This window comes from Parabacteroides sp. PH5-46 (assembly GCF_029892785.1).
In the GTDB taxonomy this organism is placed as follows: domain Bacteria; phylum Bacteroidota; class Bacteroidia; order Bacteroidales; family Tannerellaceae; genus DFXE01.
The window spans coordinates 59,204-84,010 of the sequence record NZ_JARXXA010000006.1; the positions used below are offsets into that span (position 1 = coordinate 59,204).

Below are 24,807 nucleotides of genomic sequence, written 5' to 3' on the forward strand. Positions count from 1 at the left end.
AACGAGATGAAGAAAATTGTGAGAAAGAAGGTGTTGTTGTTGCTGTGGGTTGTATTGCCCCTTTGGGGATTTTCTCCTCTCATGGCGCAACAAAAGTTGGAACTTAATCTGGATCAGGCATTGGAGATTGCTCTGAGCGAGAATCCCACCGTGAAGGTCGCCGACCAGGAAATTGAAAAGAGGAAGTATGCGGAAAAAGGTTCTTATGCCTCCTTGTTTCCTCAGATAAACTTTAATGGGGATTACTTACGAACGCTGAAAAAGCAGGTAATGTATATGGACATGGATGTAGACCTGGGTGGCATAGAAATACCAGGCATGGACATGAGCGACGGAATAGCAGTAGGCCGGAAGAATAACTGGACACTGGGTTTCAACGCATCCATGCCCTTGGTGAATGCTTCGCTATGGAAAAGCCTGTCTATTTCCGGAAAAGATGTAGAAATGGCTGTTGAACAAGCCCGCTCTTCCAGGATAGATATGGTGAATCAGGTGAAAAACAGTTACTATGCCGTTTTATTGGCGAATGACTCCTATCGTGTTTTTAAGAATAGCTATGATAATGCAATGGAAAACTATGTCGATATAAAACAAAAGTACGAACACGGAACAGTCCCAGAGTATGATTTGATCCGGGCTGAAGTAACGGTACGCAATACAGAGCCCAACTTGCTTCAGGCGGAAAACTCGCTTACGTTGGCAAAATGGCAGTTGAAGGCCTTACTTGGGATGGACCTGGATATTGAAATTGAATGTATGGGACAGTTAAGTGATTTCGAACCTCTGTTGTATAGCGACTATTTATCTTTGGATACCTCCCTTAACGACAATACAACGCTAAAACAAATAGACATTCAAAACCAACAACTAAAGAAGACACTAACGATGCAGAAGTTTGATTATCTGCCTACTTTGTCATTAGCGGCCAATTACAACTGGATGGCAATGAATAATAATTTCAAGTTCGGCGATTACAAATGGAATCCCTATTCTACGGTAGGCGTATCACTTACTATCCCTATCTTCTCAGGAGGAAGCAGGTATCATAAAGTGAAGCAAACGCAGGTTTCTATCCATCAGTTGCAGTTGCAGCGGGATGATACGGAACGTAATCTGCAACTGGCGGTAAAGCAACAATTAGACAATATGAATACCTGTATGAAACAGTTTAATGCAGCTCAGAAAGGGGTGGAGCAGGCTGAACGAGGATATGAAATATCCCGGAAACGCTATGACACCGGAGCCGGTACCCAGCTTGAGATGAATGATTCCGAACTGGGGCTTACGCAAGCCCGGCTAAACCTGAACCAGTCTATCTATAGCTATATGGTAGCTAAGTCGGATCTTGAAAAGATAACAGGAAAATATAACAACTAATTAGCATACAATAAAACAAGATAATAAGATGAAAACAAGGAATGTATTACCACTGGCAGTATTGGTTTTGCTGACAGCCTGCTCTAAAGATAAAGGAACAACTGAAAAGCAGGATGAGAAAGTGATGGTGAAAGTAGAAACGGTACACGTGCAGGATGTAGAACAGACGAACGAATTTACAGCTACGGTTCAGGCCAATATAACCAATAAGATTGCCCCACAATCGCCTGTGCGCATAGAAAAACTGCATGTAGAAGTAGGCGATCATATAAGAGCCGGTCAACTACTTGCTACCATGGATGCTACCAATCTGAAACAAACGAAAATACAAATGGATAATCAGGAAGTTGAGTTCAAGCGGATTGATGAATTATACCGGGTAGGAGGAGCTTCCAAATCGGCTTGGGATGCTCAGAAAACAGCTTTGGACGTAAGCCGGGAAGCGTATCGTAACTTAGAGGAAAACAATAAACTGCTAAGTCCTGTATCTGGGGTCGTTACCGCTCGTAATTATGATAACGGCGATATGTACGGAGGAACGGAAGTCTATGTAATAGAGCAGATTCGCCCGGTTAAGCTGATCGTCAATGTGTCTGAAAGTTTCTTTACTCAGGTAAAGAAGGGGATGCCTGTCAGTGTAAAACTGGATGTTTATGGAGATGAAGTGTTTGAAGGAAAAGTAAGTTTGCTCTATCCCACCATCGACCCGGCCACCCGCACTTTTCCGGTTGAAATACGTATAGATAACAATGATGAGCGGGTACGCCCGGGTATGTTTGCCCGTGTAACGATGAACTTTGGGACAAAACCTCATGTAGTGGCTCCTGATCAGGCAATTGTGAAGCAGGCAGGCTCCGGCGACCGCTATATATATGTATGCAAGAACGGAAGGGTTTCTTATAATAAAGTAGAGCTGGGGCGCCGGATGGGCAACCGCTACGAAGTAATTTCCGGTGTAGAAGATGGCGACCAGGTGGTAATAGCCGGTATAAATCGTCTGATGAACGGAATGGAAGTTGAAATTGTGAATTAATCACTAATCGTTAAATATTAAGAATATGAGTATATATGCATCGGCTGTCAAGAAGCCGATTACAACAGCTCTTGTCTTTGTTACAATCGTAATCCTGGGGCTTTTTTCGCTGAGCAGACTCCCTATAGACTTGCTTCCGGAAATAGAAACAAACACCATTCTGGTAATGACAGCTTATCCGGGAGCCAGTGCTTCAGATATAGAGATGAACGTTTCCAAGCCCATGGAAAACGTGATGAATAGTGTGAGCAACCTGAAGAACCTCACCTCCCAGTCGAAGGAGAATATGTCTATTGTGGTGCTTGAATTTGAATATGGTACCGATATAGATGTCGCCACCAATGACGTGAGGGATAAGCTCGATATGGTGGAGTCATCGTTACCCGATGATGTGGAAAACCCTATTATTTTCAAGTTTGGAACAGACGACTTGCCGGTTATGATTCTGTCGGTTACGGCAGATGAAAGTACCAATGCACTGTATAAGATACTGGACGATAAGGTATCCAACCCCTTGGCGCGTATCAGTGGTGTAGGTGCTGTGTCTATCTCCGGAACGGCCGTGCGGGAAGTACAAGTATATTGCGATCCGTACAAGCTGGAAGCATACGACCAGAGTATCGAAAACGTGGCAAACATCATTGCCATGGAAAACCGGAACACACCGGGTGGAACAGTAGATATTGGCTCAAACACCTATTCGCTTCGTGTACAGGGAGAATTTACAGATTCCCGGCAAATGTTGAATCTGGTGATAGGCAGCAAGGATGGCAAGCCGGTCTATCTGCGTGATGTAGCCCGGGTGGAAGACAGCATAGAAGAACGTGCCCAGGAAGCATTCAATAACGGGGCAAAAGGCGGTATGATTATCATTCAGAAACAATCCGGAGCTAATTCAGTAGACATTTCCAAAAAGATAAAAGAACGTTTGCCCGAACTGCAGAAAGAATTGCCTTCTGACGTGGAACTGGGGGTCATTATTGATACGTCCGACAACATCCTGAATACAATCGACAGTTTGGTAGAAACAATCATGATTACGTTTGTTATCGTTATGTTGGTTGTATTTATATTCCTTGGGCGCTGGAGGGCTACCTTTATCATTGTTCTGACAATTCCAATCTCACTGATCGGCGCTTTCATTTATTTGCTGATGTCGGGTAATACATTGAATATTATCTCTCTTAGCTCATTGTCTATCGCTATTGGTATGGTGGTGGATGATGCGATTGTGGTGTTGGAGAATGTCACCAAGCATATAGAAAACGGTAGCAAACCCAAGCAGGCAGCTGTGTATGCCACCAACGAAGTAGCAATCTCCGTTATTGCTTCTACCCTTACCATGTTGGCTGTATTCCTTCCGCTTACCATGGTGTCGGGTATGGCAGGTGTATTATTCAAGCAATTAGGCTGGATCGTCAGTATCATTATGATTATCTCTACAGCTGCGGCTTTAACCTTGACACCTATGCTTTGCTCTCAGCTATTGAAGCTGGATCCTAAGAAAGGCAAGTTGTACACCTTGTTCTTTACTCCTATAGAGAGAGCTTTAGGAGCTTTGGATAGAGGATATGGCAAATTACTTTACTGGGCTGTACACCATCGGGCAGTTGTGGTGGTTGTAGCTATTGCCATCTTCGGCAGCAGTATGCTATTAGTGCCTACTTTGAAAACGGAATTTTTCCCTACTATGGATAATGCGCGTATCGGCGTAACAGTGGAATTGCCCATTGGTACCCGGCAGGAGATCACCCGTGACCTGGCTTTGCGTATCGACGAAAGTTTCCGTCAGAAATACCCTGAAATCAGAATAACGAACTTCTCGGAAGGGCAGGCTAGTACGGATAACACGTTTGCACAGCTAAGTGATAACGGCTCACACATCATATCCTTTAATATTGCTTTGTATAGTATTAGTGAGCGTTTGGAGAAATCCGGTTCCGAAAGAAGTATGTCAGAGATATGTGATCTGATGCGTCAAGACCTGGCTATGTATCCGGAAATCAAAACGTATGAAGTATTAGCCGGTGGCAGTAAGATATCTATGGGAGGTGAAAGCTCTATAGATATAGAAATATACGGATTCGACTTTGAGGAAACAGACCGGATAGCCAACGAAGTTTCCCAGCGAATGCTTCATTCGGCAGGTTGTTCGCAAACCAGTATCAGCCGTGGCGATTATATCCCCGAGTACCAGATCGACTTCGACAGGGAAAAATTGGCTCTCAACGGATTGAATGTAACGACTGCTTCCATGTATCTGCGAAACCGTATCAACGGATCGATCGCTTCGCAATATCGCGAAGACGGAGACGAATATGATATCCGCGTGTGGTATGCTCCCGAATACCGTCAGTCGCTGGAAGATATTGAAAATATCGTCATTTACAACAACGACGGAGAGGGAGTACGTATCCGTGATCTGGGACAAGTAACAGAGCGTATGACGCCTCCTACTATCGAGCGCAAGAACCGCGAACGTGTGATTACCATAACGGCAGTAGCCGCTAAGGGAGCCGCTTTAAGCGACCTGGTGGATGTAGCCACCGAAGAGTTAAACAGCATGGACTTGCCTTCCGATATCACTTGGCAGTTGGCCGGATCATACGAAGACCAGCAAGATGTATTCAATGAGCTGTATGTCTTATTAGTATTGATTGTAATCTTGGTTTATATTGTGATGGCTGCTCAGTTTGAATCGCTTGTAGATCCCTTTGTGATTATGTTCTCCATACCATTCGCCTTAACAGGTGTTGTGTTGGGGTTGTCTATCACACAAACTCCCTTGGGTGTTATGGCATTGATCGGTTTAATCATGCTGATGGGTATTGTAGTGAAGAATGGTATTGTGCTGGTAGACTATACGATCTTGTGTCGTGAACGGGGCATGAGTGTTCTTACAGCCGTAGTAGCAGCCGGTAAATCCCGTCTGCGTCCGGTGTTGATGACTACTCTTACTACTGTTCTGGGTATGATACCTATGGCGGTAGGTACCGGAGAAGGAGCTGAAATGTGGCGTTCTATGGGGATGACGGTAGCTTGGGGACTTTCTGTCTCTACCTTGATTACCCTTGTTCTTATACCTACCATCTACAGCATATTCGCAGGCAACGGTATTAAACGCAAACGTCGCCAATTAGCTAAAATAGAACACCTTGAGGCGCTTTAAATAACATTTAATTATTAAAAAGATGAAAGCAATATTTATATCATTCAATCAGGCTTATTACGAGACCATTCTTGCTATTATGGATCGTAACAATATCCGGGGATTTACCTATTGGGATGTTGTACAGGGCAGAGGGAGCAATAAAGGCGAACCGCATTTTGGAAGCCATGCCTGGCCCACGCTGAATAGTGCCATGCTGGCTATTGTAGACGATAGCCAAGTAGCTAACTTGCTCGATTTGTTGCATAAACTGGATAGGCAGACCGAGGCTCAGGGTCTACGGGCATTTGTCTGGAATGTAGAACAAACAATATAAAGTATATGGTTCCTACATTGATAAGATTTACATTAATACGGAGGAAAATCTGGGGATTGCTGACACTGGCAATCCTCTCTTCCCTGATTGGTTGCGCGGCTCTTTACCTCTGTTCATTGCTGAGGTTTGGCGGAGGGCGTTTCCTGTTACTCATCCTTGGTGTTGTGGGTCTGCTGCTTGCCTTTTTTACCTTTTTCGCCTATTTCCACTTGCGGAAAGAACGCTTCACGGCTATGTATATATCCGACGAAGGAATCAATGATATTTCCACAGGAAACCGTATCGGTACCGTTTTATGGAAAGATGTGGAGAGCTGTAAAGTAATGAAAGAACTGGGTAGTGGCTCTAAAGAGAGAAAGTATATTGTGTTAAAAGTGTCAAACCCCAATGAATATATCATGCGTGAACCCAGCCCTGTTAAGCGGCGATCCCTTGAACTGAAACTGCAATATTACGGCTCCCCGATCTGTTTTTCCAACCGGGCATTGAACTGCTCGTTCGACGATCTGCTGCTGGCCGTAAAATTGAAGTATGATAAGTATAAAGAATCACATATTATTACACTTATAAACTAAAGACCCATGAAAGATGATTTCCGTATGTTTCTTTTTGAAAAGGACGAGGTCTTAGGACTTATGTTGCAGGAATTTATGCTGATGGAAAATATCCACTCAGATGTATTCACCCAGCATGAAACGGCTTATGATGTTTTTTGCGAAAAGCAGTATCCTATCTGCTTGATTGCGTTGGAGAAGTCTCCCGAAAAAGAGTTTGAGCTTGCCCGGAAAATCAGAGAAATGAATAAAGAAACAATTCTGATCTTTACCAGCTTACACCCTACACTCGACGTAGTTACACAGGCCTATGAAACAGGAGCGTACGACCTGATAAGGAAGCCTTTCGTATTGGAAGAATTATACCTGAGAATCGTAGCTATTCTCAGACGTACTCATGGCTTCAAAGGAAGGCACGATCAGGTATACCGCATTGGTCAATACGTGCTCGACACGCATACGCGCGATTTATTGATAGGTGATAAACACACAAAAGTAACCACCAAGGAATGCGACCTGTTGAAGTACCTGTGTGAGCATGTTAATGAAGTAGTAGAAAGGGAAGCGGTATTGAAAAACGTATGGAGGTGCGACTCGTTCCATAATGCCCGCAGCATGGATGTTTACATCACCAAATTACGCAAACTGCTGGAAGGAGACAATGCCATTTCCATTGTAAACATACACGGAAGAGGCTACAAACTACTGGTTTGCTGAAAAATTAATACCGAAAATATTGTGTATCAAAAAGGAATCCCTATCTTTGCAACCGCTTAGATAAAATGGTATTAATTTATTAAAGTAAAAAAACATGTATTTAGATTCAGAAAAGAAAAAAGAGCTTTTTAGCACACATGGACATGCAAAGTCTGCTACTGATACGGGCTCACCGGAAAGTCAGATTGCATTATTTTCGTATCGTATCTCTCATTTGACAGAGCATCTAAAGAAGAATCACAAAGATCACGGCTCGGAAAGAGCGCTTAAGATGTTGGTAGGTAAACGTCGTCGTTTGCTCGACTATCTGATCAAAACAGATATCACACGCTATCGTGCGATTATCAAAGAGCTGGGAATCAGAAAATAAAAAATACATAATTCTCATAGAAAGGGCAATCTCCTCGGAGGTTGCCCTTTTTTTGTGCAAATTTCACCCTGTTTTAATGCTTGAAATTTTTTTTTTCTCATGCCGGTGAGAAAAAAGTTTCATCTGGATGAGAAAAAATTCTCACCAGCATGAGAAAAGATTCTTATCCAGATGAAACTTTTTCTGATTGGCGATAAAGAACCAATAAATGTATGATAATTCCATTTTTTTGACTATCTTCGAGGTAAAATCAGCGATTATATAGTTAACCTCTTACAACTTAAATGCTTTTGATAACAAAATGAACGCAAAAACAACAGATTCCTCTGCTGTGGCCAATAAGACAGCCCGGCAGTTTACACGTGTGCTTGAAATCATTGAGAAATACAATCATGATAAGAAGCGCCTCATCACCATCTTGCAGGAAGTGCAGGAAGAATATCGGTATTTGCCGCAACAGGTGCTTACCTATATCGCAACTGCACTGGATATGCCGGTTGCCGAAGTATTTGGCGTGGCTACATTTTATGCTCACTTCTCATTGGAAGCCAAAGGGAAATACGTAATTAAAGTCTGCGACGGAACGGCTTGCCACGTAAAAGGCTCTTCCCGGCTTATCGACACCGTTTGCAATAAACTGAAGCTATCCCGGGAAAAACATACGACAGACGATATGCTTTTCACACTGGAAGCAGTAAGCTGCCTCGGTGCCTGTGGACTGGCTCCGGTTATGGTAATAAATGATCAGGTGTATGGGCAGGTAACTTCACAGAAATGCGAAGAGATCATCAATGATATCTTACAAAAAGAAAATAACTAAACGGCTATGGGAACTATTAACTTACAACAGATACAGGCTAACTATAATGATGCGGCAGCTCATGTAAAGAAACGGATCATCATATGTGCAGGAACCGGTTGCATAGCCAACGGATCACTAAAGGTATATAAGGCTTTTGAACAGGCTATAAAAGATAAGGGTTTGCATGTATTCGTAGACCTGGAACTTAATCGCCACGATGACAATGACACGTATCAGCTAACCGGTAGTGGCTGCCAGGGTTTTTGCGGGCAGGGGCCTTTGGTAAATATCTTACCGGATGAAATAATGTATACCAAAGTAAAGGAAGAAAACGTTCAGCAGATACTGGAAGAGACTGTTTTAAACGACAGAATGATAGAAGAACTCCTGTATACAAACCCAGCCGACGGAAAGAAAAGTCGTGGACAGACAGAAATACCCTTCTATAAACGCCAGACACGTTTGGTATTGGGAGAATGCTCTCACCTCGATCCGGGAAATATACGCGAATATATTGCACATGGTGGCTACTTTGCAGCAGAGAAGGCCTTTAAGGAAATGACTCCCGAAGAGGTTTGTAACACAATACTGGATTCCGGCTTGCGCGGACGAGGGGGCGGCGGCTTCCCTACCGGTCGTAAATGGCTGTTTACACTACAGGAAGAAAGCTCCAAGAAGTATGTGATATGCAATGGCGACGAAGGCGATCCCGGTGCATTTATGGATAGAAGCCTGATGGAAGGAAATCCCCACCGCGTACTGGAAGGGATGATGATTGCCGCTCGCGGAATTGGTGCCGATGAGGCTCACGTATACGTCCGCCTGGAATATCCCCTGGCTATTCAGCGCATGTCTAAAGCCATCAGCGATGCTGTGGAGATTGGTATTCTGGGAGAGGATATCTTCGGAAGCGGACACAACATGCATATTCATATTATGGAAGGGGCAGGAGCCTTTGTTTGCGGCGAAGAAACAGCATTGATTGCTTCTATCGAAGGGAAACGAGGCATGCCTAACCCCAAACCGCCATTCCCTGCCCAGAAAGGATTGTTCGGCAAGCCTACAGTTATTAACAATGTAGAGACACTAGCGGCTGTTCCGCTGATTATCCGCAACGGGGCTTCGTGGTTTAATGCCTATGGAACAGAGAAATCCAAAGGAACCAAAACATTCGCGCTAACCGGGCATGTAGCCAATACCGGCCTTATTGAAGTACCCTTTGGTACCACCCTGCGAGAGATCGTATACAATATAGGCGGAGGGGTAACAAATGATGACGGCTCTGTAACCCATGAGGGATTCAAAGCCATACAAATCGGCGGCCCGTCGGGAGGATGCCTGACGGAGGATCACCTGGATATTGAGATAGATTATGACAACCTGATCCGGAACGGAGCTATGGTAGGCTCCGGAGGTATGGTCGTGATGAACAAACAGTCATGCATGGTGCAGATTGCCCGTTTCTTTATGAACTTCACCCAGAACGAAAGTTGCGGGAAATGTGTTCCCTGTCGCGAAGGTACCAAGCAAATGCTGGCCTTACTGGATGAAATCATTGATGGAACAGCTACAGAAGAGAGTTTTGAGTTATTGCAGGAAGTAGCTCATGTGGTGAAAAAGGCTTCACTCTGCGGATTGGGGAAAACAGCTCCAAGCCCGGTTATTTCTACCATCAATCGTTTTCGCGAAGAATACCTGGAGCACATTGTAAAGAAACGCTGCAAAACAAACAACTGCAAAGCATTGGCTGATATTACCATTGATGCCGGGAAATGTACCGGATGTACGTCTTGTGCCCGTAAGTGCCCGGCAGGAGCTATCAGTGGAGAGAAAAAGCAGGTGCATGTTATAGATGCATCATTATGTACCAGGTGTGGAGTTTGCGCCAGCACCTGTAAGTTTGAAGCTGTTGTAGGATTCTAACGCGTACTATTCTAAACAAAAGAGAAACCAAATCATGGAAAATAAAGGATTTATCAAGATAGACGGAATAGATGTTCCGATAGCCAACGAAAAGAATATTCTGGAAATAATCCGGAAAATAGACATAGAGTTACCCACTTTCTGTTATCATTCCCACTTAAGTACCTATGGAGCCTGCCGCTTGTGTGTGTGCGACATTGAGGGGATGGGAATACAAGCCACTTGTACGATTGCTCCGAAAGATGGAATGGTCGTTCATACCAATACGGAAGAGGTACGCAAGATAAGGAAAATAAACCTGGAACTATTGTTAGCGAATCATGACATTAGCTGTCCGAGTTGTGCCCGTTCCAATAATTGTAAACTACAATACCTCACCCGCCGCCTGGGAGTAGACAAGGTGAGGTTTAAAAAGACAAATAAGCTCGAACCGATAGATAATAAATCAAGAAGTATTATTCACGATCCGAATAAATGTATCCTGTGTGGCGACTGCGTAAGAGCCTGTAAGGAAATACAGTCGGTAGGTGCTATTGACTTTGTAAACAGAGGTTCAAAGACACGTGTTGCACCTGCTTACCTGAAAAGTCTGGCTGATGTAGAGTGTGTCTATTGCGGGCAATGCGTATCCGTTTGTCCGGTAGGAGCCTTGATACCCAGGCAAGAAACGGAGGAAGTATGGGAAGCGATCCACGACCCGAACAAATATGTAATTGCTCAATTAGCTCCGGCTATACGGGTAGCTTTAGGAGAAAGCGAAGCATTCGGTACGGAAATAGGAGTAGTTAGTACCGGACAGATTGTGGCGGCATTAAAACGATTGGGTTTTGATCAGGTATATGACACCTCTTTCACTGCCGACCTGACCGTTCTGGAAGAAGCTACGGAATTTATCGCAAGAAAAACAAAAGGAGAAAAACTCCCGTTATTCACCTCTTGTTGTCCCAGCTGGGTTAAGTTTACGGAGCAATATTATCCCGAATTACTGTCTAACCTGTCTTCCTGCAAATCCCCCCAACAAATGTTCGGAAGTATTGCGCGTGAGATATTGCCCGAATTACTGAATATCAAACCCGAACAGTTGGTTATTGTTTCCGTTATGCCCTGTACGGCAAAGAAATTCGAGGCCAAACGCAGCGAGTTTACCCATGAGGGGATACCGGAAGTAGATCATGTATTAAGTACGGAAGGGCTGGGAAGAATGATTCATGAAACAGGTATCCGGATAAAGAAGTTACAGCCCGAATCGTTCGATATGCCTCTCGGTTTTAAAACAGGAGCCGGTGTAATCTTTGGAAATACCGGGGGTGTGAGTGAAGCCGTACTGCGTTATGCCTACGAGAAACTAACCGGTGAACGCCTGACCAACTACGACTTCAAAGAGGTGCGTGGGATGGACGGCATACGTACAGTAGAACTCACATTGGGAGGTATTCACCTCAAGCTCGGTGTAACACATGGATTGGCAAATGCACGTAAGCTGTGTGAAGAAGTGAAAGCTGGCATCTCTGATTACGACCTGATAGAAGTGATGTCGTGTCCGGGCGGATGTATTGCAGGTGGTGGACAGCCGGTTAGCTTCGATCCTGAATTCCGTGAAAAGCGCGCCCAGTTGCTTTACAATGAAGATAAAGCGTTACAATTACATAAATCGCAAGACAATCCCTATGTCAAAGAATTATATGCTAACGTATTAGGCGAGATAGGAAGTCGTAAAGCCCATGAGTTGTTGCATACACACTATCATGGACGAAAGCGGATAGAGAAAGAGCAAATCAATATCCGGAATACAGAGCATCCTAAAATTGTAGTTGCCGTATGTACGGGCACCAACTGCTTTATGAAAGGCTCTCAGGAACTATTGAAGAAGTTGCTGGCTCACGTAGTGGAAAATAAGCTGGAAGACATAGTAGGCTTTGAAGGACAGGAAGAAATGGTAGACCTGAAAGCTACCTTCTGTTTCGAACGTTGCGATCATGCTCCTATCGTACGTGTAAATGATATGTTGATCGAATATGCTACCTATGATAAAGTAATAGAAGAACTTTACAAAGAAATCCATAGAATAGGCAAACTGTTGGCTGTTGAGAATTAACCTCAGCTTTCTGTTTACATAAAATACGTTTACCCTGTCAATATTCCATCTTTCTTTGGAGAGATGGAATATTAATGTAAATTTGCACTGTTTTATTTCAGATTGTAAACAAATTCGGATTTATTGTAAACAAATAATACTTATGGGTAGTAACAAAGTAATCGGAGCGAAGATCAAAAGTATTCGCGAATCTAAGCAACTTACGTTGGAAAATGTGGCCGTTCGTTCGGGTTTGAGCATTGAGCAGATCGAGCGTATCGAGAATAATATAGACTTTCCTTCCTTGGCTCCGCTCATTAAAATAGCGCGCGTGTTAGGCGTACGCCTGGGTACATTCCTCGACGACCAGTCGGAACTGGGTCCTGTTATCTGCAGGAAGAGAGACAGCCAGGAAGAAAACAGTATCAGTTTTTCCAATAATGCTACCGTTTCGCACAAGCACATGGAATATCACTCACTTTCGAGAGATAAATCCGGACGACACATGGAGCCGTTTCTGATTGATATTGCACCGTCTCAGAATGTGAATTTTATTCTTTCTACCCATGAAGGAGAAGAGTTTATCTATGTATTGGAAGGTGTTGTAGAGATCAATTACGGGAAGAACATATATATATTGGAAGAGGGGGATAGTATTTATTACGACTCGATTGTTGCCCATCATGTACATGCCGGCAACGGAAGCCCTGCAAAAATACTGGGAGTTGTTTATACTCCTTATTAATCTCCGGACTGCATATGGAATTACAGGAAAAGACCCTTGGGCAATGGTTGGAGCATTGGGCAGCCGTTACGCCTGATAAAGAATATATTGTTTATTCGGATCGTGACCTTCGCTTTACATGGAAGGACTTTAATGATCGTGTAGACCGGATGGCGAAAGGAATGTTGGCTATTGGTGTAAAAAAAGGAACCCATGTGGGTATATGGGCAACTAATGTACCGGACTGGCTTACCTTCCTGTTTGCCGGAGCCAAGATAGGCGCTGTACTGGTTACCGTAAATACCAATTACAAGCAGAGCGAGTTGGAATATCTGGTAGAAGACTCCGATTTACATACGCTTTGCATTACAGAAGGGGTATTTGATGGAAGCTACATCGATATGGTGTATACAATGCTCCCCGAACTGAAAGAAACGCAACGCGGATACCTGAAAAGCGAACGTTTTCCGAAGATGAAAAACGTGGTGTATATTGGGCAGGAGAAGTTCAGAGGGATGTATAATACCCCGGAATTGTTGCTTTTAGGTGAGAATATAGAAGATACTACATTGGTAGAGGCTAAAGCAATAGTGAATTGCCACGATGTAGTGAATATGCAATATACATCCGGAACGACAGGTTTCCCTAAAGGAGTGATGCTCACGCACTATAATATAGCCAACAACGGCTATTTTACAGGTGAGAACATGCAATTTACAGCCGATGACAAGTTGTGCTGCTGTGTGCCTCTTTTCCATTGTTTTGGCATTACACTTGCTTCCATGAATGTATTGACGCATGGTTGTACGCAGGTGATGGTAGAGCGCTTTGACCCGCTGGTGGTGCTGGCTTCTGTCCATAAAGAACGCTGCACGGCTTTGTATGGAGTACCTACTATGTTTATTGCCGAACTGAACCATCCGATGTTCAATATGTTTGACCTGACTTCGCTTCGGACGGGGATCATGGCCGGTTCATTATGCCCCCCTGAGGTGATGAGGGCCGTTATTGAGAAGATGCATCTTACCTATATAACCAGTGTGTACGGGCTGACGGAAAGTTCTCCGGGAATGACACAAAGTCGCACGGATCAAAGCTTTGAAGAACGTTGCTATACTGTAGGCTATGAATATCCGTTTACAGAAGTACGGATACTGAATCCTGAAACAGGCGAAGAGTGCGGAATCAACGAACCGGGCGAGGTATGCTGTCGTGGTTATCTGTTGATGAAAGGATACTATAAAAAGCCGGAAGCTACAGCCGAAGCCATTGACAAGGATGGCTGGCTGCATAGTGGCGACCTGGGCGTAAAAGATGAAAGCGGCAATTACCGGATCACCGGACGTATTAAAGACATGATTATCCGTGGAGGAGAAAATATCTATCCGAGGGAAATAGAAGACTTCCTTTACAAAATGGAAGGGATAAAAGACATACAGGTAGTAGGAGTTGCCTCTGAAAAGTATGGTGAGGAGGTAGGTGCATTTATTATTTTGCACGACGGAATTTCGATGACGGAAGAGGATGTAAAAGACTACTGCCGGGGACAGATCGCCCGTCACAAAATACCGAAATATATATTCTTTATTAAAGATTTTCCGTTGACAGGAAGTGGAAAAATACAGAAGTTTAAGCTACGTGAGCTTAGTCTCGAATTATTGGCAGAAAAAGGGGTTACACCGGTGTGAACCCCCTTTTTTAATGCCATTCTAATCTGCCTTATACAATTTATGAAACCTTAATCCGTTGGTATTAAAAGGTAAATATGTACCTTTGCAGCCAAATATATACAAACACATGGGAAAGTATAAACTTATCAACAACGCATTAGGGTGGATCGTCTTTTTGATCGCCTCTACCGTATATTTAATGACAATGGAACCTACCGCCAGTTTTTGGGACTGCGGGGAGTTCATTTCTTCGGCTTATAAACTGGAAGTAGGACATCCGCCCGGAGCTCCTTTTTTCATGCTGACAGCCAATTTATTTACCCAGTTTGCATCCAGCCCCGACAAGGTAGCCATGATGGTGAATGCGATGTCCGCTCTTTTCAGCGGATTGACGATTCTGTTCCTGTTCTGGAGTGTGACGCATCTGGCACGGAAGATCATTGTAACGGAAGGCAAAGAAATGACAACTGCTCAGATGATTACCATTTTAGCTAGTGGTTTGGTAGGAGCATTGGCGTATACGTTTAGTGATACGTTTTGGTTTAGTGCCGTAGAGGGTGAGGTATATGCTTACTCATCTTTGTTTACAGCTGTTGTGTTCTGGCTGATCCTGAAATGGGAAAGTGCTGCCGACCGGCCGCATGCCGACCGCTGGATCGTTCTGATCGCTTACCTGATGGGTCTAAGTATCGGAGTCCACTTGCTGAACTTACTTTGTATTCCTGCTATCGTGTTGGTATATTATTATAAGAAATTCCCGAACCCAACAATGAAGGGTACGCTTGTAGCGTTATTAGTTTCCTTTGCTATTGTAGGTTTGATGATGTACGGAGTAGTACAAGGCTTGGTTGAAGTATGCGGATGGTTTGAACTTTTGTTTGTAAACAGACTGGGTATGCCGTATAATTCGGGTGTATTTGCCTATATAATCGTGTTGGTAGCTGTTCTGTTCTGGGCTACTTACGAAACAATGCGGGAAAAGCCGAACGACATACGCATGAAGATTTCCTTTATCCTTTCCATTATATTATTAGGTATTCCATTTATAGGTAGCGGATATATACTGGGTATTGTCCTGATTGCTGCTCTGACTGCTTTTTTGTTCTGGGTAAAAAAGCTGAATATCAAACTGATGAATACAATATTGGTTTCGCTGATGGTGATCGTTGTCGGCTATTCTTCATATGCGCTGATTATGATCCGTTCTACGGCAGGAACTCCGATGGACCAGAATGCTCCGGAAGATATTTTCACCTTACGTACTTATCTGGCACGTGAACAATACGGACAAACTCCTTTATTCTATGGACGTACGTATGTATCTGAAGTAAAATATGAACGTCAGGGAAATTCCTATGCCGTTGCCGAAAAAGAAGCGCCTCCTACTTGGAGCCGTATTATTAAGAAAAGTGCGGACGAGAAAGACAGATACTATGTTTCAAGAGAAAACAAGGAATATCAATATGTGGATGAGCTGAATATGCTTTTCCCGCGTATGCATAGCGAGCAACCTACGCACATAGAAGCCTATAAAGAGTGGGGGCAGGTAAGGGGAACACCTGTGAAATTCAATCGTTTTGGCGAGAATATAACGGTTATGAAGCCTACTTTCGCCGAGAATATCCGCTTTTTCTTTTCCTACCAGTTGAACTTTATGTACTGGCGCTACTTTATGTGGAACTTCTCCGGACGCCAGAATGATATACAAGGAAATGGTGAGATTCTGTACGGAAACTGGATAACCGGTATTAAGTTTATTGATGAAGCACTCGTAGGCCCACAAGATGATATGCCTGACGATATTGCTAAAAATAAAGGACACAACGTATATTATATGTTGCCTTTGCTGCTAGGACTTATTGGATTGTTCTATCAGGCATATTCGGGACAGAAAGGGATTCAGACCTTCTGGATTACATTCTTCCTGTTTTTTATGACAGGGATAGCCATTGTGCTCTACCTCAACCAGACGCCTTATCAGCCACGTGAACGGGATTATGCATACGCTGGCTCGTTCTATGCCTTCTGTATCTGGATTGGTTTTGGGGTTGCGGGCTTGGCTAAATTATTGGAAAAATATGCAAAAGCGCCAGCCATTATCTCTGCCGGTGCGGCTTCCATTTTCGGGCTGTTTGTTCCTATTCAAATGGCAGGGCAAACCTGGGACGATCATGATCGTTCGGATCGTTATATAGCCCGTGACTTTGGTGCTAACTATCTGGAATCTTGCGAACCGAATGCTATTATCTTCACCAATGGAGATAATGATACATTCCCCTTGTGGTATGCTCAGGAAGTAGAAGGCATCCGCACAGATGTGCGTGTATGTAATACCAGTTATCTGCAAACCGACTGGTATATAGACCAGATGAAACGTGAAGCCTACGAGTCGGCTCCGCTGCCTATCTCCTGGAACCGGGAAGATTATATACAAGGAACCCGGGATGCAGCCCGTCTGTTCCCGATGATGGAACAAGCTATTGATTTGAGAACGGCACTTAACTTTGTCCGTTCAAACGATCCGCGCTATAAAAAGCTACCGGAATATTCTCAGGAAATGGATTATATCCCGTCCAAAAAGCTAACGTTCCAGGTTGATTCTGCTGCCATTCTGAAGAACAATGTATTAAGCAATAAATATCTTCCTTATACATTGAAACAGATGGAGATCGACCTGAGCAATAAGCAAATGCTGGGCAAACAAGAACTGATTATTCTGGATATGTTGCAGACAAACAACTGGGAACGTCCGATGTATTATGCTATTACGGTATCTCCGGATCAGTTTGTCAACCTCGACGGCTTCTTCCAGCAGACAGGTATGGCCTATCAGCTCGTGCCGTTGGATACTAAGAATACGAACCTGGCAATTAATACGGAGAAGATGTATGATAACGTCATGAATAAATTCAAATGGGGCAACATCAACAAGCCCGGCATTTATCTTGACGAAACAATCATGCGTCAGGCAAAAACATATCGTGCGTATATATTTGCCAGACTGGCTTCTACGCTTATTCAAGATGGAGAAAATGAGAAAGCCTTGAATATTCTCGATAAGTCGATGGAGGTATTACCTGCCGAAAATGTGCCTTTGGATTACAGCGCATTGCCATTAGCCGAAGGATATTATATGCTGGGTGAAAATGCGAAAGCCGAAGAACTTTATAGCGGCATTGTAGATGTAGCTATGCGGAATGTACGCTGGTTCTTCAGATTGAAACCCTCACAGTTGGCATCTGTTGTCAATTATTTGGAAACAAACCTGTACATCATACAGGAGGTAATGCGAACCTCTGAAAAATATAATCCGGAATTCTTCAAGCCATATCAGGAAGAGTTTGACTCATTCCGAATGGCTTATTCGGCAGCTCACAGAGAATAATATGTTTATAGAGCAACCTCCCTGGATATACAGGGTATTATTCCCGGGAGCAATCTGGCGAATCCCGTCAAAAGAAAAATGTGTATATCTCACATTCGATGACGGGCCTATTCCCCGGATTACTCCCTGGGTATTGGATCTACTGGACAAATACCAGATTAAGGCTACTTTTTTTTGTGTTGGGGATAATGTACGGAAGCATCCGGAGATATACCGGATGATACTGGACAGAGGGCACCAAACGGGCAATCATACCTTCAACCATATACAAGGACTCCGTTTCTGGACAACAAATTATCTGGCGAATATCAAAAAAGCCGGAGAATATATTCAAAGCAATCTGTATCGTCCGCCTCATGGACATATGCGCTTCCCTCAGTTACTACTCCTTCGTAAACTGTATAAGATTATCATGTGGGATGTGGTAACCCGTGATTATAGTCCGCATAAAACGCCGGATGGCGTTTTTGAGATTGTGAAGAAATACACACGCAACGGCTCAGTAATCGTTTTCCACGACTCCCTGAAAGCCGAAACAAACATGATGAACTCTCTCCCACGTTCTATTGAATGGTTGCAACAGCAAGGATATCAATTTAAATTATTTGAATAGACTTATTTATAACTTACTTCTTTAAAGGCGTAGGTACGGATTTTGCCGTCTTTTAAGCGGAGATGTAAATGTCCGGTGAGAGCTATATCGTCTATACAGGCTTCGAAAGAGCCATTGTCGTCGGAAAAGGAGTGATAACCATTGCCCCGGTATAATGCTTTTCGGTAGGCCTCTCTGGTGCTCTCTTCTTTCTCTTGGAGCAGTAGCAGGTAATAGTTATAAAAGGATTGAAGAAACTTCTTTAACATCTTCTCTTTGTCGTACGTTTCTCCTGTGATCTGAAAAAGTGAAATCGGATTCGGGGCATTACTCTCGAAAGATTCTTGGTTGAGGTTGATGCCGATACCGATGATGGAGCAATAAATATGTCGGCCGGTCAGGTCGTTTTCTATCAGCATGCCACAAATTTTCCGGTCTTTCCAATAGATATCATTCGGCCATTTAATCGTGATAGAATCGGTATAGGTATCCAGCGTTTCTTTTACGGCTAAAGAGGCTATTTGTGAGATCAGGAATTGCCGGTTGGCGGGGATGCAGTCGGGGTATAAAACAACACTGAACAGCAGGTTTTTACCGGGTGATGATTCCCAGTGGTTTCCGGCTTGTCCGCGTCCGCCGCTCTGGAATTCGCTCAGCACAACACTACCCTCTGGCAAACGTTCTTCTCGCAGGCATTCCCGTAGGTATTTGTTGGTTGAGACAGTTTCGTCGAGACGGATAATCTGTGGTTGTTCCTGTGCACTATTCATGATGATGCAAAAATACATTCTTTATTTTTGTTTATGAGCTGATAATTATTTTTTATGGAAATTTGTTTTCCAACAAACAAGCCACTACATTTGTTCTACATATAAAACAATGAAAATGAAATCCATGAAGAAAATGGTATTTATCTTGACGCTACTGGTAGGAGTATCCGCTATATCCTGCAGTGGGCAGTCTAATACAGACAAGCAAAGTAAAAAGATAGCGGAAACAGAAAAAAAGGAGACAAAAATGAAAACAATACATTTGACTAAGGCTGATTTTCTTTCGAAAGTAGCCAACTATGAAACAACTCCCAATGAATGGAAATATCTAGGAGATAAACCGGCGCTGATAGACTTTTATGCCGACTGGTGCGGCCCTTGCAAGGCTATTGCCCCGGTATTGGAAGAATTGGCTGCAGAATATGCTGGCGAGATCTATATTTATAAGATAGATACGGAAGCCGAACAGGAACTGGCTGCTGTATTTGGTATCCGTAGTATTCCTTCTCTGTTGTTTGTCCCAATGGGTGAAGATCCGCAGATGGCGCAAGGGGCTCTTCCTAAGCCGCAACTAAAAGAAGCGATTGATAAAGTACTATTGAAAAAGTAAAAACAGCGTCTTTTTGCGGAAATAAATTATCAATGAGAAAAATAAATTCTGCACTTGCAGTCGTTTTATTGTTGATTCTGTTTGCTTGTGGGGGGAAGCAATCTGAAGACCAGATTGTTTCCGTCACAATAGAACCTCAGCGTTATGTGGCAGAAAAGATAGCGGGTGACCGCTTTGTAATCCATACGGCTGTTCCCATAGGACAAAGCCCGGAAACCTACGATCCTACACCGCAGCAAATGCTTCGACTGGGTAAAAGTGTAGCCTATTTCCGGATAGGTGCTATTGGTTTTGAACAAGCCTGGATGCCCGGTATAGTGGCAAATAACCCTGAGATGAAAGTCTTTGATTTATCCGAAGGCTTTGAATTAATCCATGAGACAGAGGAACATCACGATCATCAGGGACACCATCATCATGGTGGTTCAGATCCGCATATCTGGAGTTCTGTAGGCGGGATGCGTACAATCGCTTGGAATACGCTGAATGCCTTTCTGGCATTGGATAAGGAATATACGGCATATTACTGGCAGAATTACAACCAATTGCTGTCTGAAATAGATGAAACGGAAGCTATTATAAAAGAGCGGCTATCGCCTTTGGCAGGGGATGCATTTATCATCTACCATCCGGCGCTGACCTATTTTGCCGAAGAATTTGGTTTGTTGCAGTTTTGTATTGAAATGGACGGAAAAGAACCGTCTCCCGCCCGCTTGAAAGAGCTGATCTCAACAGCTCGGGAACATCATGCAAAAGTAGTATTTATTCAGCAGGAATTTGACAGTAAAAATGCCGAACTGATCGCCAAGGAGACCGATTGTCGCCTGGTCGTGATCAACCCCTTATCATATGAGTGGAATAAAGAAATGATACATATTGCAAAAGCATTGGCAGGTGAATAAACTTGTAGAAGTAGATCATATAACGGCAGCTTATGAGAATAAGGTTGTTTTGCAGGATATCTCTGTCGATATTTACGAGCAGGATTTCCTTGGAATCATAGGGCCTAATGGGGGAGGGAAAACTACCTTGCTGAAAGTGATATTGGGTTTGTTGTCACCTCTTTCGGGAGCTGTGCGCTTTTATGCGGATGGACAATCCGTCCCCTCGCTGAGAATAGGTTATCTGCCCCAAATGAACATGATAGACAAGAAGTTCCCTATATCTGTACGAGAGGTGGTTTCTTCCGGCTTGTCGTCTGAAAAGCCGCGTTTCCGCTCCTTTACAAAAGAACAAAACCGGCAGATTGATGAGGTAGTAGCCCGCATGGGCTTAGCGGAACTTGCTTCCCGTCCGATAGGATCCCTTTCAGGAGGGCAGTTTCAGCGGGTGTTGTTGGGGCGCTCGATTGTATCCCGTCCGCAGGTGTTGATCCTGGATGAGCCGGCTTCATACGTGGATAAGCATTTCGAGACTCAGTTCAATCAGCTGTTACACGAGATAAATAAGGAAAGTGCAATTATACTGGTTTCCCATGACATGGCTACCGTGCGGTCTATGGTGAAGAATATTGCTTATATTAACGGTACGTTGCAGTATAATCCGGCAATGGATATGTTGCAGCCATTAATGTCGTAAGTCTGAGGATGAAAGTTTTGATTACAGGAGCCAGCGGTTTTATTGGCGCTTATCTTGTACAGGAGGCGCTTAATAGAGGGTATGAAACCTGGGCGGGAGTCCGCCAGGGAAGTGATCGTTCCCGCTTGCAGGATGAAAGGATCCGTTTTATCGATCTGAAATATAATGATAAGAAAGCTCTGGAAGAGCAGTTATGCCTTCATGCTGCAGATAACGGCTCCTGGGACTATGTGATTCATAATGCGGGAGTAACAAAAGCTTTGCAGAAAAGTGATTTTTCGCGTGTAAACGCAGAGTATACCGTCCATTTGATCGAAGCGCTGGCGGCTGCCGACTGTAAACCGAAAAAGTTCCTGTTGATGAGTAGCCTGAGCACCTATGGCAAGGGTGATGAAAAGACATTTGCCCCTATACGGCTGGATGATCCGCAACTACCTGATACAGCTTACGGCAAGAGTAAGCTGGAAGCTGAGTGTCATTTGCGTCACCAATCCCATTTTCCCTATATAATACTACGTCCTACAGGTGTTTACGGGCCAGGCGAAAAGGATTATTTTATGGAAATTCAAAGTATAAAAAGCGGCTTTGATTTTGCGGTTGGCCTGACACCTCAACGTATCACCTTTATTTATGTGAAGGATCTGGCTAGAGTAGCTTTTCAGGCTTTGGAAAAAGAAGAAATACTGAACAAGCAATATTTTGTGGCAGACGGAGATGTGTATACCGACTCAACGTTTGCCCGCCTGATACAGGACATCTTGCCTAAAAAACATGTATTACATGCACGTATTCCTACCGGATTGGTGTATATAGCCTGTATTTGCTCGGAATGGATCGGGAAGCTATTAAAGAAGAGTATGACGCTAAATAGCGATAAATACATCATCCTGAAGCAGCGTAACTGGATCTGTGATGTTAAGCCGCTTCAGGATGATTTGGAATTTATTCCTATGTACACTCTTCGTAAGGGATTGGAAGAGAGTATTGAATGGTATCGTAAAGAGGGTTGGCTGTAATTAGTCTACTTGCTTGATAGAACCGGAGCCGGCTACACTTTTCCGAACTGTCTGAGGGTTTCCTTTATACTTGATTCGTCCGCTTCCTGCAATATCGGCTGAGATACTGTTGCTTACGCTGATCTCTATATCGCCACTTCCTGCTATATCACATTTTAGGTCTTCTACCTGAAGATCAAAAGCTCTGACTGTTCCGCTACCAGCAATATCAAGAGACGCTTCTGTCATGATACCTCCCATGTTTAATTTTCCGGACCCGGCGATGTCACCATCAAACTTCCGGCCATTCATGTAAGTGGCATTTAAGGTGGCACTTCCTGCCAGATCAACATCCAGAATGTCAACAAACACGCTATCTCTCAGGTTGATAGTCCCGCTTCCAGCCAGGTCTAATTCCAGATTGTCTCCGGTAAAAGTGTTATCTACATTGAAGTGTACACTTCCGGCAACTTCTGCTTTTTTCAAGCCTTTGGAGCGGGTAGTTACAGTAAATTCCGTGGGGCGGAAATTGGCCCGTCTGAATTCGTCTTTCGGTTTGATAAATAACTTGTTACCGCTTGTCCTGATGTCGTACATTTCAAGGATATTCTGGTCGGTAGTAACCGTAAACATAGGAGCATCTTCCGACTGGGTGTAATTGATTGTCATAGTCTGAGCCGCCTCTATAACGTTGTAATCTTCAATGTTGATCTCCTGAGTGGTTAGATTTCCGTCTCCTATTATCATCTGGAACGGGTTGCAGCTGTTCATAAACAGTACCAGAGAGCAAGCAAGGGTAATAAAGAATTTTGTATTCATATCATCATTTTTTTAATAAGCACTTTATAGATAAGACGTGTAGTTTGCTTGAAAGGTTACAAAATACGATGTTTTTTTACATGATAACCAGATAAGCTGTGTAATGTGTCTTACCGGTAACAGGAGTAAGCGAATAATAGCCTGATCGTAGCTTCCCCTCTTTCAGTTTGCATGGGTAAGCCTGTTTCATCAGTTTATGCCATTCGTTCATGCGATATGGAGTAACTTCATAATGTATATTGAATGTGCCGCTTGCGTCGGGATGGATATACTTCTCAACCAGTCGGATAGCTGCTAACCCCATGGTGTAGCGCATGTTGATTTCTAGGCAGGGATGCAGTGCATGCGAGTCCTTTCCCGTTCTGTACATGAGCATATCTACACCCAGATAGCCTTTGTAATGCCGGGCATAATTCTCTTGTATAACGTGGGTTACAGCTTCTTGTATCTGCCGGTATGTTTCAGTTCCGATCTCTCGGTGGTTTATCTCTTCATATTCCGCTTGCTCATTTATGTTATTACCCTTATAGGCGCCTACTTTCGAGGTTCCGAAGACAGATATACCTTCATAACGGAGGTTTCCTTCACCATCCGAATAATACTCCAGCGCCATGTCCTGATCTTTTGGGAGGGCGTATTCAATTCCTACGCTTCCTTGTTTCTTCAAGGCTCCACTTATCCACTTCTTGTCTTTTTCCTTTAAACAGTTGTTATCCAACCAGAGCAGGCCTCTTCCGGAAGAAGAAAAAGGGGTTTTAATCACAAAAGCTCCCTCGTGTGTATTCAGCCAGGCTTCTATTTCTTCCAGCTCCTTAAAAAACAAGGGGGGAGGAGGGAAAGAAATGTTGGGCAATCGCTCTTTTATCTGCTGGAAACAAAGGGCGGCTGTCTGCCGGCTCGTCAGACGGGTAAATTCCTCTTTCCATGCCGGAACCTCGATGTTCAAACCATAGGTATCCCTTAAATCTTCAAATAAGGGGATGCTTTGAGGGGTAATTCCCCAAGGAGCGGCTTCCATACGAGGCAGAGAGGCAGCCTTCTTTTTTATGTCTTCTCTGGAGAGGATAGTTACTTTGGGACGAACTTCTTCGGGATACTGTGAAAAAAAGCGGGGCGAAGTATTCTCTTCTACAAAGATATAGTCGCCTTCGTCTGCATACCAGGCCGGAAGAAGTGCTAACTCCTGCCTCATTTTTTGTACGTTTCCAGAAGGAGTGTAATGCGCAGATCCTTGAAGTATATCCGTTTCGTGCCCCGGGTTGTAGTAGTGAAGTTTGGGTAACATAACTAAAAGAAATAAAGCCACCCGGAGGCAGCTTTATTCTGATT

Annotated in this window: 21 protein-coding genes; 18 read left to right on the top strand and 3 right to left on the bottom strand. The window is 43.7% G+C overall.

The annotated features are described in order from the left end of the window. The first annotated feature begins 6 nt into the window (after positions 1 to 6). The 14 genes from M2470_RS07860 to M2470_RS07925 all read left to right on the top strand — a co-directional run bounded on the left by M2470_RS07860 (position 7) and on the right by M2470_RS07925 (position 18,727). On the top strand, positions 7 to 1,377 hold the full coding sequence (locus M2470_RS07860) for a TolC family protein (RefSeq protein ID WP_280744648.1): 1,371 nt from the start codon (positions 7 to 9) through the stop codon (positions 1,375 to 1,377). 28 nt (positions 1,378 to 1,405) lie between these two features. Further along, entirely contained in the window at positions 1,406 to 2,410 is a 1,005-nt protein-coding gene (locus M2470_RS07865; protein ID WP_280744647.1) for an efflux RND transporter periplasmic adaptor subunit, read from the top strand. A gap of 25 nt (positions 2,411 to 2,435) precedes the next feature. Further along, positions 2,436 to 5,579, top strand: a complete 3,144-nt coding sequence (locus M2470_RS07870; protein ID WP_280744646.1) for an efflux RND transporter permease subunit — start codon at positions 2,436 to 2,438, stop codon at positions 5,577 to 5,579. 22 nt (positions 5,580 to 5,601) lie between these two features. Next, a complete protein-coding gene (locus M2470_RS07875; protein ID WP_280744645.1) occupies positions 5,602 to 5,895 on the top strand; it encodes a PG0541 family transporter-associated protein in 294 nt (97 codons plus the stop codon). A gap of 5 nt (positions 5,896 to 5,900) precedes the next feature. Continuing rightward, complete coding sequence (locus M2470_RS07880; protein WP_280744644.1) at positions 5,901 to 6,470, top strand: STM3941 family protein; 570 nt, start codon at positions 5,901 to 5,903, stop codon at positions 6,468 to 6,470. Between the two features lie 6 nt (positions 6,471 to 6,476). Continuing rightward, positions 6,477 to 7,166, top strand: coding sequence for a response regulator transcription factor (locus M2470_RS07885; RefSeq protein WP_280744643.1), 690 nt, complete (start codon positions 6,477 to 6,479; stop codon positions 7,164 to 7,166). Positions 7,167 to 7,260: 94 nt separating this feature from the next. Continuing rightward, positions 7,261 to 7,536: a 30S ribosomal protein S15 gene (rpsO, locus tag M2470_RS07890; protein ID WP_280744642.1), complete on the top strand. Its 276-nt coding sequence runs from the start codon at positions 7,261 to 7,263 to the stop codon at positions 7,534 to 7,536. A gap of 301 nt (positions 7,537 to 7,837) precedes the next feature. Next, positions 7,838 to 8,356 carry an NAD(P)H-dependent oxidoreductase subunit E gene (locus M2470_RS07895; protein WP_280744641.1) on the top strand — a complete coding sequence of 173 codons (519 nt, stop codon included), beginning with the start codon at positions 7,838 to 7,840 and terminating at the stop codon, positions 8,354 to 8,356. Positions 8,357 to 8,362: 6 nt separating this feature from the next. Continuing rightward, a complete protein-coding gene (locus M2470_RS07900) occupies positions 8,363 to 10,261 on the top strand; it encodes an NADH-ubiquinone oxidoreductase-F iron-sulfur binding region domain-containing protein (protein ID WP_280744640.1) in 1,899 nt (632 codons plus the stop codon). Between the two features lie 34 nt (positions 10,262 to 10,295). After that, the gene (locus M2470_RS07905; RefSeq protein ID WP_280744639.1) at positions 10,296 to 12,356 is read left to right on the top strand and encodes an NADH-dependent [FeFe] hydrogenase, group A6; all 2,061 of its coding nucleotides are present in this window, start codon (positions 10,296 to 10,298) and stop codon (positions 12,354 to 12,356) included. Between the two features lie 142 nt (positions 12,357 to 12,498). After that, on the top strand, positions 12,499 to 13,080 hold the full coding sequence (locus M2470_RS07910; protein ID WP_280744638.1) for an XRE family transcriptional regulator: 582 nt from the start codon (positions 12,499 to 12,501) through the stop codon (positions 13,078 to 13,080). Positions 13,081 to 13,094: 14 nt separating this feature from the next. Then, positions 13,095 to 14,747 (top strand): AMP-binding protein, encoded by a 1,653-nt coding sequence (locus tag M2470_RS07915; protein WP_280744637.1) that lies wholly within the window; start codon positions 13,095 to 13,097, stop codon positions 14,745 to 14,747. A gap of 109 nt (positions 14,748 to 14,856) precedes the next feature. After that, entirely contained in the window at positions 14,857 to 18,114 is a 3,258-nt protein-coding gene (locus M2470_RS07920; protein ID WP_280744636.1) for a DUF2723 domain-containing protein, read from the top strand. Position 18,115: 1 nt separating this feature from the next. Further along, a complete protein-coding gene (locus M2470_RS07925; protein WP_280744635.1) occupies positions 18,116 to 18,727 on the top strand; it encodes a polysaccharide deacetylase family protein in 612 nt (203 codons plus the stop codon). A 2-nt stretch (positions 18,728 to 18,729) separates the two neighbouring features. Here M2470_RS07925 and M2470_RS07930 read toward each other — a convergent pair whose 3' ends face one another. Continuing rightward, positions 18,730 to 19,476 (bottom strand): biotin--[acetyl-CoA-carboxylase] ligase, encoded by a 747-nt coding sequence (locus tag M2470_RS07930; protein WP_280744634.1) that lies wholly within the window; start codon positions 19,474 to 19,476, stop codon positions 18,730 to 18,732. A 109-nt stretch (positions 19,477 to 19,585) separates the two neighbouring features. Here M2470_RS07930 and trxA point away from each other — a divergent pair, with 109 nt between their 5' ends. The 4 genes from trxA to M2470_RS07950 are packed head-to-tail and all read left to right on the top strand — an operon-like array spanning position 19,586 to position 22,680. Then, positions 19,586 to 20,086 carry a thioredoxin gene (gene trxA / locus M2470_RS07935; RefSeq protein ID WP_280746496.1) on the top strand — a complete coding sequence of 167 codons (501 nt, stop codon included), beginning with the start codon at positions 19,586 to 19,588 and terminating at the stop codon, positions 20,084 to 20,086. Between the two features lie 32 nt (positions 20,087 to 20,118). After that, on the top strand, positions 20,119 to 20,988 hold the full coding sequence (locus tag M2470_RS07940) for a zinc ABC transporter substrate-binding protein (protein WP_280744632.1): 870 nt from the start codon (positions 20,119 to 20,121) through the stop codon (positions 20,986 to 20,988). Then, on the top strand, positions 20,981 to 21,664 hold the full coding sequence (locus tag M2470_RS07945) for a metal ABC transporter ATP-binding protein (protein WP_280744631.1): 684 nt from the start codon (positions 20,981 to 20,983) through the stop codon (positions 21,662 to 21,664). Before M2470_RS07940 ends, M2470_RS07945 begins: the two co-directional genes overlap by 8 nt. 8 nt (positions 21,665 to 21,672) lie before the next feature. Next, positions 21,673 to 22,680 carry an NAD(P)-dependent oxidoreductase gene (locus tag M2470_RS07950; protein WP_280744630.1) on the top strand — a complete coding sequence of 336 codons (1,008 nt, stop codon included), beginning with the start codon at positions 21,673 to 21,675 and terminating at the stop codon, positions 22,678 to 22,680. Here the strand turns inward: M2470_RS07950 and M2470_RS07955 are convergent, their stop codons facing one another. After that, positions 22,681 to 23,478 (bottom strand): head GIN domain-containing protein, encoded by a 798-nt coding sequence (locus M2470_RS07955; protein WP_280744629.1) that lies wholly within the window; start codon positions 23,476 to 23,478, stop codon positions 22,681 to 22,683. A gap of 76 nt (positions 23,479 to 23,554) precedes the next feature. After that, positions 23,555 to 24,670 (bottom strand): hypothetical protein, encoded by a 1,116-nt coding sequence (locus M2470_RS07960; protein ID WP_280744628.1) that lies wholly within the window; start codon positions 24,668 to 24,670, stop codon positions 23,555 to 23,557. Between the last annotated feature and the right edge of the window lie 137 nt (positions 24,671 to 24,807).

Coding starts and splice junctions, on each gene's coding strand:
- M2470_RS07920 (WP_280744636.1), top strand. CDS start 14,857: ATGGGAAAGTATAAACTTATCAACAACGCATTAGGGTGGATCGTCTTT.
- M2470_RS07915 (WP_280744637.1), top strand. CDS start 13,095: ATGGAATTACAGGAAAAGACCCTTGGGCAATGGTTGGAGCATTGGGCA.
- M2470_RS07950 (WP_280744630.1), top strand. CDS start 21,673: ATGAAAGTTTTGATTACAGGAGCCAGCGGTTTTATTGGCGCTTATCTT.
- M2470_RS07940 (WP_280744632.1), top strand. CDS start 20,119: ATGAGAAAAATAAATTCTGCACTTGCAGTCGTTTTATTGTTGATTCTG.
- M2470_RS07955 (WP_280744629.1), bottom strand. CDS start 23,478: ATGAATACAAAATTCTTTATTACCCTTGCTTGCTCTCTGGTACTGTTT.
- M2470_RS07960 (WP_280744628.1), bottom strand. CDS start 24,670: ATGAGGCAGGAGTTAGCACTTCTTCCGGCCTGGTATGCAGACGAAGGC.
- rpsO (WP_280744642.1), top strand. CDS start 7,261: ATGTATTTAGATTCAGAAAAGAAAAAAGAGCTTTTTAGCACACATGGA.
- M2470_RS07865 (WP_280744647.1), top strand. CDS start 1,406: ATGAAAACAAGGAATGTATTACCACTGGCAGTATTGGTTTTGCTGACA.
- M2470_RS07925 (WP_280744635.1), top strand. CDS start 18,116: ATGTTTATAGAGCAACCTCCCTGGATATACAGGGTATTATTCCCGGGA.
- M2470_RS07930 (WP_280744634.1), bottom strand. CDS start 19,476: ATGAATAGTGCACAGGAACAACCACAGATTATCCGTCTCGACGAAACT.
- M2470_RS07905 (WP_280744639.1), top strand. CDS start 10,296: ATGGAAAATAAAGGATTTATCAAGATAGACGGAATAGATGTTCCGATA.
- trxA (WP_280746496.1), top strand. CDS start 19,586: ATGAAAATGAAATCCATGAAGAAAATGGTATTTATCTTGACGCTACTG.
- M2470_RS07910 (WP_280744638.1), top strand. CDS start 12,499: ATGGGTAGTAACAAAGTAATCGGAGCGAAGATCAAAAGTATTCGCGAA.
- M2470_RS07880 (WP_280744644.1), top strand. CDS start 5,901: ATGGTTCCTACATTGATAAGATTTACATTAATACGGAGGAAAATCTGG.
- M2470_RS07885 (WP_280744643.1), top strand. CDS start 6,477: ATGAAAGATGATTTCCGTATGTTTCTTTTTGAAAAGGACGAGGTCTTA.
- M2470_RS07875 (WP_280744645.1), top strand. CDS start 5,602: ATGAAAGCAATATTTATATCATTCAATCAGGCTTATTACGAGACCATT.
- M2470_RS07895 (WP_280744641.1), top strand. CDS start 7,838: ATGAACGCAAAAACAACAGATTCCTCTGCTGTGGCCAATAAGACAGCC.
- M2470_RS07870 (WP_280744646.1), top strand. CDS start 2,436: ATGAGTATATATGCATCGGCTGTCAAGAAGCCGATTACAACAGCTCTT.
- M2470_RS07860 (WP_280744648.1), top strand. CDS start 7: ATGAAGAAAATTGTGAGAAAGAAGGTGTTGTTGTTGCTGTGGGTTGTA.
- M2470_RS07900 (WP_280744640.1), top strand. CDS start 8,363: ATGGGAACTATTAACTTACAACAGATACAGGCTAACTATAATGATGCG.